The 18,536-nt window shown below is 39.6% G+C and carries 8 protein-coding genes; 4 read left to right on the top strand and 4 right to left on the bottom strand.

Features of this window, described 5'->3' with window-relative positions; translation table 11 throughout:
- Positions 1 to 591: 591 nt before the first annotated feature.
- From DM397_RS03030 to DM397_RS03045, 4 genes are all read left to right on the top strand, one after another.
- Positions 592 to 3,453, top strand: coding sequence for a glycoside hydrolase family 31 protein (locus DM397_RS03030; RefSeq protein WP_111376126.1), 2,862 nt, complete (start codon positions 592 to 594; stop codon positions 3,451 to 3,453).
- 82 nt (positions 3,454 to 3,535) lie between these two features.
- On the top strand, positions 3,536 to 5,620 hold the full coding sequence (locus DM397_RS03035; RefSeq protein WP_111376127.1) for a beta-galactosidase: 2,085 nt from the start codon (positions 3,536 to 3,538) through the stop codon (positions 5,618 to 5,620).
- An 85-nt stretch (positions 5,621 to 5,705) separates the two neighbouring features.
- Positions 5,706 to 7,655: a sialate O-acetylesterase gene (locus tag DM397_RS03040; protein WP_111376128.1), complete on the top strand. Its 1,950-nt coding sequence runs from the start codon at positions 5,706 to 5,708 to the stop codon at positions 7,653 to 7,655.
- Positions 7,656 to 7,811: 156 nt separating this feature from the next.
- On the top strand, positions 7,812 to 11,819 hold the full coding sequence (locus DM397_RS03045) for a hybrid sensor histidine kinase/response regulator transcription factor (protein WP_111376157.1): 4,008 nt from the start codon (positions 7,812 to 7,814) through the stop codon (positions 11,817 to 11,819).
- A 121-nt stretch (positions 11,820 to 11,940) separates the two neighbouring features.
- Here DM397_RS03045 and DM397_RS03050 read toward each other — a convergent pair whose 3' ends face one another.
- The 4 genes from DM397_RS03050 to DM397_RS03065 are packed head-to-tail and all read right to left on the bottom strand — an operon-like array spanning position 11,941 to position 18,468.
- Positions 11,941 to 12,867 (bottom strand): alpha/beta hydrolase, encoded by a 927-nt coding sequence (locus tag DM397_RS03050; RefSeq protein ID WP_204251868.1) that lies wholly within the window; start codon positions 12,865 to 12,867, stop codon positions 11,941 to 11,943.
- Positions 12,867 to 14,663, bottom strand: coding sequence for a glycoside hydrolase family 2 protein (locus DM397_RS03055; protein ID WP_239457780.1), 1,797 nt, complete (start codon positions 14,661 to 14,663; stop codon positions 12,867 to 12,869). Before DM397_RS03055 ends, DM397_RS03050 begins: the two co-directional genes overlap by 1 nt.
- Positions 14,664 to 14,666: 3 nt before the next feature.
- Positions 14,667 to 16,241 carry a glycoside hydrolase family 43 protein gene (locus tag DM397_RS03060; RefSeq protein WP_111376129.1) on the bottom strand — a complete coding sequence of 525 codons (1,575 nt, stop codon included), beginning with the start codon at positions 16,239 to 16,241 and terminating at the stop codon, positions 14,667 to 14,669.
- Between the two features lie 22 nt (positions 16,242 to 16,263).
- Complete coding sequence (locus DM397_RS03065) at positions 16,264 to 18,468, bottom strand: glycoside hydrolase family 3 C-terminal domain-containing protein (protein ID WP_111376130.1); 2,205 nt, start codon at positions 18,466 to 18,468, stop codon at positions 16,264 to 16,266.
- Positions 18,469 to 18,536 lie beyond the last annotated feature (68 nt).

The raw sequence follows: 18,536 nt of genomic DNA on the forward strand, positions 1-18,536 counted from the left end.
AACCGACACCGCAAGTTTTCCGTCCGGACTTTTTACCACTGATTGGGCGTTTAGTTTAAAGAAACTTACAAGCAATAAACATATGCTAAATTTTATATTCATAATTATAGAGGTTGGTTAGTCAGTTTATTTTTGATTTCAAGATGATTCTGAACAGCTTCTTCTTCATAATCCTCAAGTAGGCTGTTCGGTGCTCCAGCTCTGAAACTTCACAGATGCTAATGTACTCTTTACTTTGAATGCTCAAAAGCAATAATACATTTCTGCCAGCCATAAAATACATTCTGACCCCTTTTACAGCATCCAAAAACGTGATAATACATAAGAGCCTCTCAAATAACACATTTACGCCCCCTGTCCTTTTACATTAAAAGATATTTTTACACTCCAGCATTATCAGCTGCCAATACAACTTGAATGAGCCTCATGCAGTCACCAAAAAATGAAGATTGCCATTTGACTTTTACAGCTTGCAATCGTTTGAAACCCATTTGAAATTTAGCTCGACTGAATATAGTAACTTCAAGATCGGGGAAAACATAAATCGCAAAAACTGCTAATTATCATATAAACTATTCTTAACCAAAAAACATGAAAAAAAACACAATCGCTTTAGGTCTTTCCGCCGGATTGCTCTTGGCATCGTGCGCTGTTAAAAATTACACCAAAACAAATGACAGTGTGTTTATAAACTTGAAACCAAACGCAGAAAACCAATTGCGCACACTGCGTCTGCAGGTTTTAGGCAATGATCTGATACATGTTGCTGCGTCAGCCAAAGAATCTGTGAAAGATTCCAGTCTGATTATTGTACCCGGCCAGCAAACTGTCCCTTTTCAAATCAGTCAATTAAAAGACTCCCTTAAACTCGCAACCAAGACTTTAAATGTAATGGTTTCGGCAAAAGATGGAGGGATTAAGTTTAAAGATAAAAACGGCAAAATGCTGCTGGCCGAAAAAGCAGGCGGCGGCAGGACTTTTCTTCCTATAGAGGCTGACCAGACAAAAGGCTATACGGTGCGGCAGATATTTGAATCGCCTAAAGATGAAGCGTTTTATGGGCTGGGACAGCATCAGTCGGATGAATTCAATTACAAAGACAAAAGCGAAGAGCTTTTCCAATACAATACCAAGGTATCGGTTCCTTTTATTGTATCAAATAAAAACTATGGCCTTTTATGGGACAGCTATTCCTTAAGCCGATTTGGAGACAGCCGTCCTTATGAGCAGTTAAACAAGGTTTTCAAATTATATGGAAAAAATGGCGAGCCAGGCTTCTTAACGGGAACCTACATCACGCCAGAGAAGAAAAATGCACCGCTCATCCGTCAAGAGCAATCTATTTTTTTTGAAGACGTTAAAAGCATTAAAAATCTGCCAACACATCTGCCTTTAAAGAATGCTGCTGTTGCTTATGAAGGGGAAATCGAAGCGCCGCAAGACGGAGAATATAAATTTACTTTATATTATTCCGGATATGTAAAAGTCTATCTAGACAATCAATTAGTGGTTCCTGAGCGATGGAGAACAGCTTGGAATCCTAACAGCTACAAATTCTCTATGAATCTGAAAGCAGACAAGCGCACTGCTTTAAGAATAGAATGGAAACCGGACGGTTCAACATCCTATTGCGGATTAAGGGTAAGAACGCCTCAATTGGCTGAGGAAAAAAACAGCCAGGTCTGGTGGAGCGAAATGAACAAAAAAATCGATTACTACTTTATTCATGGCAATTCCATGGACAGCATCATTAAGGGATATAGAACCTTGACAGGAAAATCCCAAATTATGCCTAAATGGGCAATGGGCTATTGGCAGAGCCGCGAGCGATACAAAACCCAAGATGAAATCTTAAGTAATTTAAAAGAATTCAGAACGCGCCAGATTCCAATTGATAATATCGTATTGGACTGGAATTATTGGGAAGATGATGCATGGGGAAGCCACAAGTTTGATCCAAAGCGTTTTCCTGATCCAAAAGCCATGACAGACTCCATCCATTCGATGAACGCCAAAATGATGATCTCCGTCTGGCCTAAATTTTATAAAACCACAGACCACTTTAAAGAGTTTGACCAAAAAGGATGGATGTATCAGCAGGCCATTAAAGATAATGTATGCGACTGGGTTGGCCCAGGTTATGTAGGCTCATTTTATGACGCTTATGCAAGCGGTGCGCGTAAACTGTTTTGGAAGCAGATTTATGAAAATTTATATCCTATAGGAGTTGATGCATGGTGGATGGATGCAAGTGAACCTAACGTATTGGACTGCACAGATATGGAGTACCGTAAAAAATTGCAGGGACCAACCGCTTTAGGGTCTGCGACAGAGTATTTCAACACTTATGCCCTAATGAACGCCGAAGCAATATATGACGGACAAAGGGCTATAGATCCTAATAAACGTGTATTTCTTTTAACTAGATCAGGTTTCGCTGGACTGCAGCGTTACTCAACAGCAACCTGGAGCGGAGATATTGCAACGAGATGGGAAGATTTGAAAGCGCAGATTTCAGCAGGCCTTAACTTTGCTGCAAGCGGTATTCCATACTGGACTATGGATATCGGAGGATTTTGCGTTGAAGACCGCTATGTGAGCGCACAGCAGCAGTACGACAAAAGCGGAAATGAAAATTCCGACAGCAAAGAATGGCGCGAATTAAACACGCGCTGGCATCAGTTTGGGGTGTTTGCTCCTTTATACCGTTCTCATGGACAATTTCCGTATCGCGAACCTTGGAACATCGCTCCAGAAGGCCATCCTGCATACGAATCAATTGTATTTTATGATCGTCTGCGTTACAGACTAATGCCGTACATCTATACAATGGCGGGCATGACCCATTTTAACGATTATACCATTATGCGTCCTTTGGTGATGGATTTTCAAAACGATAAAAATGTCGTTAACATCAGCAGCCAATTCATGTTTGGGTCATCTTTTATGGTGTGCCCTGTTTACCAATATGGAGCCAGAAAAAGAGAAGTGTATCTTCCTGCTGGCAAAAACTGGTACGATTTTTATACGGGTAAGCAGCTCTTAGGAGGACAGACTTTACAGGCTGACGCTCCTTATGGATGCATTCCCCTCTTTATTCCAGAAGGCGCTATAGTTCCCGTTGGCCCTGAAATCCAATACACCGATCAGAAACCTGCTGATAATATGGTGCTGTATGTTTATAAAGGCCGCGACGGAAGCTTTACCTTGTATGAAGATGAAGGCGTTAACTACAATTACGAAAAAGGCAATTATGCCACGATAAGCTTCAATTATGATCAAAAAAACGAAACTTTAACCATTGGCGAGCGCAAAGGAGATTTTAAAGGCATGCTAAAAGACCGAAAATTTAAAATCATCGCTGTCGATCCATCTAATCCAAAAGCATTCCTTTCTGATACTTCTGGAAAAGAAATCCATTATAATGGAACGCTTCAAGCCATTAAAATTTAATTATCCTAAAACAATCACATCAAACACCTGCATTAAGACAACTTAATGCAGGTCTCGATGCAAGTGAGAAAAATATAGATCCATGAAATTAAAAAAATATATCATTTATTTATTGCTGCTGTCTTCAGCAGGCATAATGGCACAAAAGTCCCCAGTTTTCTTTCCTAAAGAAAATCTGATGGCAATGGGGATTTATTACTATCCGGAACACTGGAATAAAAAAGACTGGGAAAGAGATATCAGCAACATTTCTAAGATTGGTTTTGAGTTTATCCATATTGCGGAATTTGCTTGGATAGAGATGGAACCCGAAGAAGGAAACTACCAATTTGAATGGCTTGACGAAGTGATAAATCTTGCAGGAAAATACAAGTTAAAGGTTATTCTAGGCACGTCTACGGCAATTTCGCCTGTCTGGATGGGCATTAAATATCCTGAAATCTATCTGATGGACAGCCATTACCAGAGAGCTGAGCATGGCACAAGAGCACAGCAGTCTTTGAGCAATCCCGTATGGAGAAATTTTTCTAAAAACATCATTAGTAAATTGGCGGCACGCTACGGCCATAATCCAAATGTAATAGGATGGCAGCTCGACAACGAACCGGAAGCCAAAGAAGACTATAGCCCTTCCTCACAAGATGCTTTCCGCAATTGGTTGGAAAGCAAATACCGCACCATAAACGCTTTGAATACTGCATGGGGAACTGCTTTTTGGAGCCAGACTTACGGCAGTTTTGGCCAGATTAAAATTCCAAATGCAAATCTTGTTGGATGGTGGGGAATCAATCCGCATGCCTTGCTGGACTTTAAACGATATACTGCCGATACGCAGGCCGATTTTTTAGATTTTCAGGCAGACATTATCAGGCCTCTAATTGCTAAAAATCAATTTGTAACAACAAATTATACCGCTACTACTCCATCAGCAGATCCAAGAAGAACAAAAAAACTCGATTTTAATGCTTTTACAAGCTATCCGAATAAAGGAGTTCCTAATATAGGAGACAAGGGGTTTCGTCTTGGCGATCCCGGGGAACTTTCCTTTGCGCTGAGTTTTTTCAAAACTAAAGACAACATTTCTGGCATAATGGAACTCCAGCCTGGTTTTGTCAACTGGGGAAATGTTAATCCTTTGCTTCAGCCTGGAGCGGTGCGCATGTGGCTTTATCATTGTATGGCCGAAGGCATGTCTTTTGCGTGCTCTTATCGCTATCGCCAAATCAATTATGGTGCGGAGCAGTACCACAGCGGGATTACCAAACTTGATGGAACCACCTTATCGCAAGGAGGAAAAGATTACCAGCAGACCATGCAGGAAATGAAATCATTAAGAAAAGCTTATAATCCCAAAGCGGTAATGCCTAAAGAAGTACAGGCTCGAAAAACTGCCTTATTATGGAATTATGACAATTTATGGAGCATGGGACGCCAAGGGCAGACAAGCCAATGGAATACCCTAGCTTTTTTCCAGAAATATTTGGAAATCGTAAAATCATGCGGCGCGCCGGCAGAAATAATCTACGAAAACGAGCCATTAGATTCTTATAAGGTGGTGATTGCCCCTGCTTATGAGCTGGCAGACGAGAAACTTATCAATAAATGGACAGAGTATGTAAAACAAGGCGGGCATTTAATCTTAACGGTGCGCACCGCCGTTAAGGACAAAAACGGACATTTGTTTCAAGGGTGGGGAAATCCGATATATAACCTAATAGATGCCAAAATTGAAGATTTTGACCATCTTCTGCCCTATGCAAAAGGCACAATTCAAGGTTTCGGAAAGGAGTATTACTGGAATAACTGGGCAGATCTAGTAAAAGCCAATAAACCTGAAAATGTGCTTGCTAAATACACTAATCAATTTTACGCAGGCACAGCATCTGTGGCAACCAACAAAATAGGAAAAGGAACCGTTACTTATATTGGCACTGATACAGATGATGCCCAACTTGAAAAAGACGTTCTGCAGCATGTATACAAGCAGGCTGGAATTGCTGTTGAACAATATCCTAAAGGTGTTTACATTAATTGGCGTGACAGTTTTTGGATCGCGGTAAATTATTCTTCAGAGGATTATGAGATAGAAAAAATATCCGGTACAGCAAATATAATAATTGGCGGCAAAACTTTGCCTCCAGGCGGTGTAACAGTTTGGCAGCAATAATTTTTTTAAAACAATTGCAGCCTTTGAACATCCCTGCAACTCTTGCTGCAGATTTAATGCTAACTATAAATTTAAACCAACCAAAATGAAAAAAAAATTAATCACTTTGCTTTTTGCGCTGAGTTTATGCGCAAATGCTAATGTAAAAATGCCGCTGCTTTTTAGCGACGGAATGGTCTTACAGCGCAATAAACCCATTTCTGTTTGGGGCTGGGCCGATTCAGGAGAAAAAATTGAAGTCGCTTTTAATAAACAGATCCAAAGAACTAAAGCAGACAAAAACGGAAAATGGCTTTTATACTTAAAGCCTGAAAAGGCAGGCGGGCCTTTTAAAATGGCGATTAAAGGAAAGAACAGCATTACCATTGAGAATGTTCTGGTCGGAGAAGTCTGGATCTCCAGCGGACAGTCTAATATGGAATGGACCGTTGGCCAAGCTCAGAATGCTGATTATGAAATCAGTCAAGCAGATAATCCTTGGATACGACAATTTTTAGTGGACAAAGATTTAAATTCGACACCCAAAAAGGAGCTCAAAGCTGGCAGCTGGAAAGAAAGCAGCAAAAAAAATACGGGCGCCTTTACAGCAGTGGGCTATTTTTTTGCAAAAAAAGTGTACAATGAATTAAAAATCCCGATCGGAATAATAAATGCTTCTTGGGGAGGCACGTGCTCAGAAACCTGGACCAGCAGAGAAGCTTTTGAAAAAAGCCCTGAGTTCAGCAGCATGATTGCCGATCTTCCAAAAGGCACAATGGATTCATTTCTAAAAAATAAACTCGATGCGCTTACAGCAAAAATTGAAGCTCTTCAAAAATCTAAAATAACTTCAAACTCGGAAAGCCAGTACAAAACAGCAAGCTTTGACGATAGCGCATGGCCAGAAATACATGCCCCGCAATTGTGGAACCAGCAATTAGGCAGTTTAGACGGCACGGTCTGGATGCGCAAGTCTTTTATAATTTCAAAAGAAGATGCCAGTAAAGAAGCTTTACTGGAGCTAGGCAAAATAGATGATGAAGATCTTTCTTATGTAAATGGAATTGAAGTGGGGAAAAATACCCAATGGGACAAAAAAAGAATATACAAAATACCTGCTGGAACGCTTAAAGAAGGCATTAACACGGTTGCAGTGCGAGTGACGGATTACAGCGGAGGGGGCGGCATTTTTGGCGATGAAGCTGATTTAAAATTAACTGTAGGCACTACAATTGTGCCACTTGCAGGAAAATGGAAATTTCAGGTTACAGAAATCAAAACAGACCTTTCTCCAAACAGCCATCCCTCTCTTCTTTACAATGCCATGATCAATCCTTTGGTGCCCTATTCTTTTCAGGGTGTGCTTTGGTATCAAGGCGAGGCAAATGCTACACGTGCCGAACAATATAAAAAAGCTTTTCCGTTACTAATCAATGACTGGAGAACAAAATGGAATCAAGGTGATTTTCCTTTCTTTTTTGTCCAGCTGTCTTCTTTTAATGAGTTTGGAGGAAACAGCAGCGTTGGCAGTTATTGGGCAGAATTAAGAGAGGCTCAGAATTTCACCCTTAACAATGTCGCCAATACCGGCATGTGCGTTACTGCAGATATTGGAGATCCAAAAGATATTCATCCAAAAAACAAACAGGACGTTGGATATAGACTGGCGGCCATTGCCTTGAATAAAGTGTACGAAAAAGGAAATGTTTTCAGCGGACCAGCCTACAAATCTATGGAAACAAAAGGCGATCAGGCACTCTTAACATTTGACAATGCCGAAAGCGGATTAACGGTTCATGATAAATACCAGTATGTAAAAGGATTCGAAATTGCAGGATCCGATCATGTTTTTCATTACGCCAAAGCCCAAATAAAAGGCAGTCAGCTTTTGGTATGGAGCGATCAGGTACAAAATCCGCAAGCTGTCCGCTACGGCTGGGCTGACGATGCTAGCGACTGTAATTTGTACAATGCAGAAAATTTCCCTGCTATTCCTTTTCGAACAGATGACTGGGATACCATCTCAAAAGGCATTAAATACAGCTTTGAAAAATAAATATCTTTAATAAGCCAAGCGTATTGCATATTTCAAATTTCACTATCGATTCTAAAAGAAAATAAAATCGATAGTGATTGAAATAATGGCTGTGATTTTACATAAAAACTGTTATTTTGATACTGCAGCTGCAGATAAATGATTAATTTAGACCGAATGAAAAAACATAAAGCACTCTTATTATTTCTTGCTGTTTTTGGAATAATTTCGTTCCAGAGCATTCTTGCGCAGTCCAATTATATTTTTCATCAGTTGAAAACCAGCGAAGGGTTTTCGAGCACCAATGTCAAGACATTTCTAAGGGACAGTTACGGTTTTTTATGGATTGGCACTGAAACCGGACTTAATAGATATGATGGCTACGAATTCAAGGTTTACACTACCAACTCTAAAAAGCCCAACAGCCTAATTTCAAATGATATATTAGGCCTTCAAGAAGACGGCATGGGCAATATATGGGTCAATTTTGGACATGATAATGCAATATATAACAGAGATAAGGACTGCTTTATTACAGACATCGGTTTTCTTTTAAACAAGCTGCACATTCGCGCAGACAGCAACTGTAAAATTTATGTGGATAAAAAAAAGAATTTATGGATTTTCAATAAAAAAAATATTTCTTTCTACGACATAAAAAAAAGGCATACTTCCATCTTTACCGGCGTAAACATTGAAGACCCTTTTTTTATTAGCGTAACAGATAATGGCGAGTCTGTATATTGCATTGAAAATTCTCAAAAATGCTGGCAGTTAAACAGTACTACAGGTCATATTAAAAACATTACACTCCCAGTTTCAAGCAGAAAAAATGGAACTGATGAATGGCATATCGCTTTTCTGGACAGCAACAACGGATTATGGGTCTATTTCAGCAATAACCCCTATGAAGTTTCTTATCAGGATCATCAAACTAAGAAATGGAGCTCTATAACATTAAAATCCAGTGTAGACAGCGACATTAATTTCGTTAGCAGCATTATCGAAAATAAGCCAGGCGAAATATGGATTGGAACCGACCATAAAGGGCTTTTTATTTTTGACAAATCAAAAAACAGCATAACAAACTGTGTTCAAAACCCAAACAAAGACAATTCTCTGCCGTCCAACAATATAACCTGCATGTATCGCGACAACGATAGGACCATCTGGATTGGACACAGCAAAAAAGGGCTTTCTTTTTTTAATGAAAGCTTTAAAAATTTCATCAATTTCAAACACCCGGAATGCTCTGATATTAGCACCATAATGGAGGATCACAACGAAGATCTCTGGATTGCAACAGATGGGAAAGGACTTTTTAAAAAAGATAAAAAATCAGGAAATACTTCTCGAATTCCATTTCCCAAAGCAGCTATCACCTGTTTATTGGAAGATCGCAAAAACCGCATTTGGATCGGCACTTATCAAAATGGGCTGTTTTGCTGGCAAAATGGCGTAATAAGCCAATATACCACAAAAAACAGCAAACTAAGCAACAACAATGTCTGGAACTTAAAACAGGACCGTTACGGAAATATCTGGATAGGGTCTATGGGAGGAAAAATACAGCAGCTTCCGTCAGATGCCACAAGTTTTGATTCTGTGATTTCTGTATTTGAAGATCAAGTCTTTGCGCTCGATATGTTTTACGATTTAGGCGATGAGCTTCTGCTGGGTACGGGTTACGGGCTTTTCAATATTGATATTACCAATAATAAGAAAATCGTATCGTATGGCAATAAAAAAGGAACGCAAAAATTCAAGCACTTTCAGATTTCTACGGTCTACAAAGACAAACACAATATTTTATGGATTGCCCATAATGATGGACTCAATATCTGGAATCCGAAAAAAGATACCATTTATTACTTCAACAAATCAAATGGCCTTTGCGACAATTCTGTAAGCGGCATATTGGAAGATAACCGCAATAACATTTGGGTTACAACCCCTAATGGACTTTCCATTTTAACTGTAAGTTATGATGCAAATGATAATTTATCCATAAGCAGCAAAAACTATTCGGTTAGGGATGGGCTGATGGATAATTATTTTAACAAACACTCTATACTGCAATTAAGAAACGGTGATATTTTGCTTGGCAATCTGGACGGATATACCATAATCAATCCAAACAAGCTGCTAAAAGAAAATAGACCAGTTTCAAAAATTATTTTTACAGGGCTAACTCTTGGAAATCAGACCATAGAGGTAGATTCTGTCTATAATGGGCATAAGTTGCTGCAACATTCTACAGAACTGCTTTCCAAGCTTACCTTAAGGCACGATGACAGGCTTATTACCCTTAAGTTTACGAGCACGGATTTATTAAATGCCGATAAAGTCAAGTATTTTTACAGGATTGAAGGGTTTAATTCTGAATGGATTCCTATTCAGGACAATAAAATTGCAATTTCTGCCTTGCCAGCCGGCAATTACAAACTTTTGGTAAAAGCATATGATAATGCTTCGGGTTGGAACGATAATATCAAAGTATTGGCATTGAGTGTACTGCCACCTTTTTATTTAACTATCTGGGCGTATCTTTTTTATGGGCTAACGATCTCGGCCCTAATATGGTATACCGTGCGCAGATCAAAAATCCGCCATCATTTAAAGTTAGAAGAACAGCGCGAGAAAATGAATCATGAGAAGGAATGGCAGATTAACGAAATGAAGCTGAACTTTTTCACCAACATAAGCCATGATCTGAGAACTCCCCTAACCCTTATCATAACGCCTCTGCAAGTGCTCTTGAATGATTCTATGGATGAGGTTATGCGAAAGAAAATAAATGTCATCCATAAAAATGCGCAGCAGCTTCTTTCCTTAATCAATTCGCTGCTGGATTTTCGCAAATTAGATGCAGGAATCGTCAGCTTAAACTTAAAGGCATCAGAGTTTGTAAGTTTCGCCGAGGATATCTGCAGTTCGTTTAACGTGTATGCCGCTGAACGCAATATCCAATTATCTTTTGAAAGCGAAATAGACAGCCTGCTTATGGAATTTGACAAGGATAAGATACAAAAAACACTTGCCAATCTGCTTTCGAATGCTTTTAAATATACTCCCGATGGAGGAAAAATTCAGGTAAAAATTAGCCGCAACGATACTCAAGTCTGCGTCAAAGTTCTGGACACTGGTTCGGGAATAAACGATAAGGATAAACCGCTTGTATTTGAGAGATTTTATCAAGGAGAACAGAGCCAGAATGAAACCGGCAGCGGTCTTGGACTGCATATTGCAAATGAGTACATACAGCTTCATGGCGGCACCATAACCATTGAAGATAATATTCCGCATGGGTGTGCATTTACCTTTAAAATCCCAATTAGAGAAAGCTCTGAAAAGAATTTGATGCTTAGTCCTGCTCATGCAGATATTATAACCATTGAAGAAGAAAAAACAGAAAGTCCTGCCCAGCAGCTCGTTCTTTTTGTGGATGACAATAAAGACCTGTGCGAATTTATAGAAGACAACCTAAAAGATGACTTTACAGTACTTACGGCCCATAATGGCCAAGAGGCTATTGAACTGCTGCAAAAACACAATATTACGGTTATTGTAAGTGATGTAATGATGCCTGTTATGGATGGCATTGAGCTTTGCAAATTGGTCAAAACCAATATCTACTGGTCACATATTCCTGTAATTCTTCTTACAGCGCGCACTGCTGAGGAATATCATATAGACGGACTAAAATATGGAGCGGACGATTACATCACCAAACCATTTAATATCCATATTCTCAAACTTCGAATTAATAAATTTATCGAATGGACCAAAAAGAGCCATGCCGCATTTAAACAAAAAATAGACGTTAATCCGCAGGAGATTACCATTACCTCTCTAGATGAAATTTTTATCGAAAAAGCTATAAAAGCGGTCGAACAGCATATTAGCGATACTGAATTCTCTGTAGAAAATCTTGGAGATTTTTTAGGCTTGAGCCGAGGGCATCTGTATAAAAAACTAATGTTTATAACAGGCAAAGGCCCTGCCGAATTCATCCGTACAATCCGATTGAAAAGAGGACGACAGCTTTTGGATAAAAGCCAGATGCAGGTTTCGCAGATAGCCTATGAAGTCGGATTTAATTCCCCAAAAAGGTTTTCAAAATACTTCCGTGAAGAATTTGGCTTGTCTCCTTCTGAATATCTAAAACTTCATAAAAAACTGTAAAAAACAGCGCAATAAAAAGCAGCCTTTATATATGTTAAGGCTGCTTTTTTTTATTTTCTCAGACTATATGTTTTATCTAAAAGCGTTTTAAAAAAGAGTTATAAACTGCTTAAAAGAATTTTTATTTAAAAATATGCTGCGAGAAAAGATACAGATTGTTCGCCCATTCTGTATCATCGTGCGCATTGCCATCTACATGCCATACATGAGGCACCTGGTTTGCTTTTAGACAGCTATGAATGCGCTGGCTCACATTGAAAAGCCAGTCTTTACTGCCGCAAGAAACCCATAACACTTTAAGATCTTTTCTTGCCGCTTTTACCTCTGGCACAAGCTTAAGACTCGAAAGTCCTCCGACTTCATTTGTATTGGGAGCTGATGAAAAGCCTCCAATAAAAGCAAAAGTATCGATATGGGAAAGGCCAATGTTTAGAGATTGCCCGCCTCCCATAGACAAACCTGCTAAAGCTCGCTGCTGTCTGTTGCAATATACAGCATAATTTGCTTCAATATACGGAATGATATCCTTCAGCAGATCTTTCTCAAAAAATACTCCATAACTTTTATATCCCATTTCTTTCTCCTTCTCTTGGTCAGGAGCCGGATTTTCAACAGTGACACTTGAGTTGCAGTTGGGAAAAACCACCAGCATTGGCTTGATTTTTCCGTCACGGATTAAATTATCTATAACATCCTGGGCGCGAATCCAATCCGTCCATTGCCCTTTATCTGAATTAAGGCCATGCAGCAGATAAAGCACCGGGTATTTTTTATCAGTTGCATAACCTGCAGGGGTGTAGACTGCCATTTCGCGGCGCGTGCCCAATGTTTTGGAATTGTACTGGACCACAGTCAGTTTTCCCGAAGCCAATTCCGCGTGCTTATCCCTAAATCCTTGTGGCGGATCTTCAAATGCCGGTTTGTCGTCGGCATTGAATACTATGGGCTGCAGGTTTAATTTTTTATCTGCAGCATTCTCTGTTTGGGAGTGCCCTATAGACCAGCAGACCAAGGCCAACATAGCCATTAAAAATGGTTTGTTTTTCATTATTTATCTTCTTTGTAATAGTTATTTATAACGTTCCAAGCTTTTTTCTTTTCGCCATTTTCAGAGATCAATCCTTTCCTATTATATCCCTTCTGATACACAGGGTGCATCCTTCCCAATGATCTGTAATCATACAATAGCCATGGGCAGACACCTCTTAAATTTGGAATAGTCTTAAACATTTCAATCTGATTTTTATAAACCTGCTCCTGATATTCTTCAGACCAGTAGGCAGCTTGATCTGCAGGAACATTTCTGGTTCCATATAATGCTTCTGCTCCAAATTCAGAAATAAACACAGGTTTATTAGAGAAATCTATTTTCCACTTCACTTCTGAAGGTTTTCCTTGCCAAGGAATATACCAGCCAATATACTCATTAAGAGCAACTAAATCAGAATAATTATAAAGCGGATCCCAAACATGAAATGCATTATTGGCATAACCTTGCGTATTGATAACATGGGTAACCAATCTTGTAGAATCGATCGCTTTACATTCTTTTGTTAAATCAATAAGCGCTTTATCTCTATTTGGAGTGCCGGGATATGTTTCGTTCGAAAGGCTCCAGACCACAACTGCACATCGGTTTTTGTCTCTAGCAATCATTTCTTGTAGCATATGCCACATTTTTTGGGGAACCAAACTATCGGAAAACTTAATATTCTGATAGATGGGAAGTTCGCTCCACACCATCAGACCCATTTTTTCAGCTTCTTTAACCATGTCTTCATTGTGCGGATAGTGTGCCAATCTCACTAAATTACATCCTAGCTCTTTGGCAGAATTAAGCAATAGCCTGTCATCATCCAATGAAAATGCTCTAGATTTTTTCATCGGATTTTCTTCATGAATGTTTATGGCCTTAATGAAAACTGTTTTTTTATTAAGCAGAATTTCACTCCCTTTGGTCTCAATGCTCCTAAAGCCAATTTCATCAGCAAGGGAATCGGTGTCGCATTCGACAATTACATGGTATCGTTTCGGATTTTGAGGCGACCATAGCTTAAACTTGGATGAAAATTCAAGCTTTGCATAACCGTTGCTATCGGTCTTTGTCTGATAAACGATATTTAATTCTGGTATTTTAACTATAATTTTTTGGGTCAAATTCTCGCCGTTCAATCGAATCCATCCCAGCACATTGGTCATACTGCCTTTTTCTAGCTGGATGGAATAATCCTCAATGTATGTTTTTGGGGTTTCAATAATTTTCACCTCGCGAGTAATTCCTCCATAATTCAGCCAGTCATATCCTAAACCGGGAATTCCGTTCTCTAAACGCCTATTGTCTGCTTTTACAATAATGGTATTATCTCCATCCTTTATTTTGTCTGTAATTTCAAATTGGAACGGAGTGAAACCTCCCTCATGGCTTCCCAGTTTTTCTTCATTCAGATACACATCGGCACTATAATTTATAGCTCCAAAGTACAGAAACTGTCTTGAATTTTTCTTTTTAAGAGTAACCGCTTTTTTGTACCACACAGCACCTTCATAAAAAGCAAGCTCGCATAATTGCGAATTGAAGTCGCCCGGAACATTCAATTCTGGCGCACCGTCAAATGAATATTCAAAAAAATCTGTTTTCCTCTGCGCTTTTGGCTCTATCCAAACTTTCTTCCAGTCGCCAGCAGCTCCCGGATCAGACAGCACTTTCCATTTCCCATTCAAACTTGTTGAGTTTCTAGATGCAGCATTGGCCATTGCTGTTTGGGCATTTGTCGTGCTGGCTAAAAAAACTGCCAATAAAACGTTTATTACCTGTGCTTTGCAGATTTTTTGCAGTCGATCCATTTTCTATTCCATTTTACCGGGTTTATATGTGAAACTGTCAAAATCCGCAAAGGCTTTGGTATTTTTATTTTGAGATGAGGCATACAGTCCAACATACACGCCAGTAAAACCTCCATTGGTCTCAGAGCTTAGATACCAAACATTGATTTTATCCAAAAACTTAAATTCCTTTCCATCCAAAGAATAATAGAAGCTGTAAAAATCCTTATTGCCTTCCACTTTCAAATAAATTGTATCGGCAGGAATTTCCACTTCAGATGCGGTATGATTCAGTATGCCCATTTTATAACGCAATACCAATTTATTTTTGCCTTTTTCTGTTTTTTTCAAAGAAAGGTCGTAATGCGCCTGACTCGAATAGAAGATGGTCATTCCAGCGTCATCTCCACTTTTTGCATTATCCAATGACATCACGGTGGAAGCTGAAAAATCAATATGTTCCTGTCTGCGCCCTACAAAAGTTGGCGAATCATTGTCGTCTAAAGATACCGAAGTAGCTTTTAATCGCAATGAACCTTTCCTTTCGGTAAGTGAATATTGCTGTAGGAAAGGATTTCTAAGATAATTCCAATCGGTTCCGAGCTTTATTTCATCAAAATTAGTAGAATAATCATGAGGTTTTACAGCCTGTACCGGTAAAGTAGGCACATTCATATCTATATTAACCGTTCCATTGCCATTTATTACGGGCCAAGCATTTGCATCCCATCTTACAGGAGCCAAAAATGTTTCTCTACCTAACACGTGGTGCAGCAGACTTTGCGGACGGAAAGCCAGAAAGACAATCCACCAAGAACCATCATGCGCCTGAATAAAATCGCCATGCCCTGTACCTTGAATCGGATTGCTTTGAGCGATTTCATTGATATGGGTCAAAATCGGGTTGGCAGGATTGGATTCATAGGGTCCGTAAATGTTCCTGCTTCTCGCTATGGTTATTTTATGGCCGTATTCTGTACCTCCTTCAGAAATAAGCAAATAGTACCAGCTGTCTTTTTTATAAATGTGCGGCGCTTCAGGATAACGTCCTCCTGTTCCATTCCACACCGTTTGTCCTTTGGTGAGTTTTTTTCCTGTTTTAATATCAATTTCGCAGATCGTAATGCCATTCTGATTCGATACAAAATAAGATTTGCCATCCTCAAAATATAAAGAAGGATCTATACCGCCTTGATCGACAAAAACGGGTTCTGACCATTCTCCTGCAGGATTATCGGTATGCACATAAAAATTTCCTCCACCCGATACATTGGTTGTGACCATATAAAAACGGCCTTCATGATAACGGATTGTAGGCGCATAGATCCCAGCTGAAGGAGCGCATTTGTCTAATTTGAGCTGAGAAGCACGCGTAAGGCAATGCCCAATTTTGGTCCAATTGATTAAATCTTTACTGTGAAAAACAGGAACTCCCGGAAAATACTCAAAACTGGAAGTGACCAAATAATAGTCATCTCCTACCCTGCAAACGCTCGGATCGGGATGAAATCCAGAAATGACTGGATTCTTGTATCCTTGCGCATTCAAAAAATGGCAGCATCCGACTATAGTAATTAAAAGGAAAATTATTCTTTTCATAATTGTAAATTATTGCAATGCTTTATTTTAAATTAAAATCTGCCACACCTCTAATATCAGTAGCCGAAGCTCCAATCATGATTTTGAATTTGCCCGGTTCTGCAACCCATTCTTTTTTAGTGTCGTCGTAATAAGAAAGATCTTCTTTTGTTACAGTGAAATGCACTGTTTTTTCTTGTCCCGGTTCAAGCGAAATTTTTTCAAATCCTTTTAACTCCTTAATTGGACGAGGCAGGCTAGATGTTTCGTCACTAACATAAAGCTGCACAACTTCTTTTCCTGCCACTTTTCCTGTGTTTTTTATGGAAACTGCCACCTCTAAAGAGTCAGCAGCTGTAATAGTTTTTGATGAAACGGCCGGCTTTCCGTACTGGAATGTGGTGTAGCTCAATCCATATCCGAATGGGAAAAGCACAGGGATTTTTTTAGTATCGTACCAGCGGTATCCTACCAAAATATCTTCTTTATAATAGACATTATTTCCATCACCCGGATAACAAAGCTGGTCAAAAGAATGTGCCCCTACGTCTTCCAGTTTTTTAGGAAATGAAATAGGGAGTTTTCCTGACGGGTTTGCTTCACCCGAAATAATATCGGCCAAAGCATTTCCTGCTTCCGAGCCAAGATACCATCCTTGCAAAACGGCTTTTGTTTTGTTAAGCCAAGGCATCAAAACTGCATTTCCGCTTAGTAAAACAACCGCAACGTTATGATTCACTTTCTGAATTTCTTTAATAAGCTTATCTTGACCAAACGGCAGGCTCAATGATTTACGGTCTCCGCTTTCGCAATCCTGAAAATAATTTTTATTCAGCCCTCCAACAAAAAGCACTATATCAGCCTGGCGGGCAGTCTCGATAGCTGCATTTTGCAAAGAATCAAGTTTTAATTTAGAGGGTTCTTCGGCGCCATAAAGCGGTCTTCCCGAAGCATATCCCATACTGTAAACAATATTATTTTCGCCGTATTTATTTTTTAATCCTTGTAAAGGAGAAATTTCGTAAGCCGCTTTCAATGACGTAGAACCGCCGCCAACAATCAGGCTTTTCACGGCATTTTCACCTATCACCGCAATTTTTTTGTATCTGCCTTCTGGAATAGGCAAAAACTGTTTCTCATTTTTAAGCAATACGATTCCTTCCTGTGCTATTTTTCTAGCCGCATCGCTATGTTCTGGAGAAACAAAACGGCCATAAAGACGATTGGCGCTCATAGTGGTGCGGAAAATCATTCGGAGAATTCGGCTTGCTTTATCGTCAAGTTTTGACATCTCGTATTTGCCCGATTTAATTCCCTTTAAAAAAGGATCGGCTAAATAATAGCTCGAGAAAGGAAAATAGCCTTGCGTGGTCAATCCGTTTGTATAAGTGCCCATTTCAATATCAAGTCCGCCATTGACCGCTTCATCCGTATTGTGGACACCTCCCCAATCGCTAACCACTACACCATCAAATTTCCAGTCGTTTTTTAAGATTTGGTTGAGCAAGATGTCGTTATGGCAGCAGTGCACTCCCCATATTTTGTTGTATGCTCCCATGATGGACCATACCTTTCCTTCCTGAACTGCCGCTTTGAAGGCTGGCAGATAAATCTCATGCAAGGCGCGATCGCTTACGTTGACATTAATTTCACCACGGGCGATTTCCTGATTGTTCAGTGCGAAATGTTTCACGCACGCTGCCACTCCATTAGACTGCACGCCTTGCACGTATGGAACTACCAATCGCGAAGCCAAAAAAGGATCTTCGCCCATGTATTCGAAATTTCGCCCATTAAGTGGCGTACGGTAAATATTGACGCCAGGCCCTAACAGCATGGTTTTGTTTCGGTATCGGGCTTCTTCTCCAATAGATGTGCCGTAAAGCTGCGCAATCTTTGGGTTGAATGTTGCCGCTAGACAGGTTAAAGCCGGAAAAGCAGTGCAGGAATCATTCGTCCATTGTGCTGAGTTCCATTCATCCCACAATTTTTCATCGCTCACTCCATGCGATCCGTCTGATGACCATACATCTGGTATGCCCAGACGCGGAACTCCTTTGGAGCTGAACTTTGACTGCGCATGGCAAAGTGCCACTTTTTCTTCTGCCGTCATTCGCGATAAGGCATCCTTTACACGAACTTCTATCGGTTGGCTTTGATCTAAATAAAGAGCCCTTTGTGCCCATCCAAAAATTGGTGAGAGGAAAAAATATAGTAATAGCAATACAGTGATATATCTTTTTTTCATTATGGTATATTTTCTAATTATTTATGAAATCACGAACAATCCTTCCCTTAATTGAAATAAGCAGAGCA

Source organism: Flavobacterium nitrogenifigens (genome assembly GCF_003254565.1).
Classification (GTDB): Bacteria; Bacteroidota; Bacteroidia; order Flavobacteriales; family Flavobacteriaceae; genus Flavobacterium; species Flavobacterium nitrogenifigens.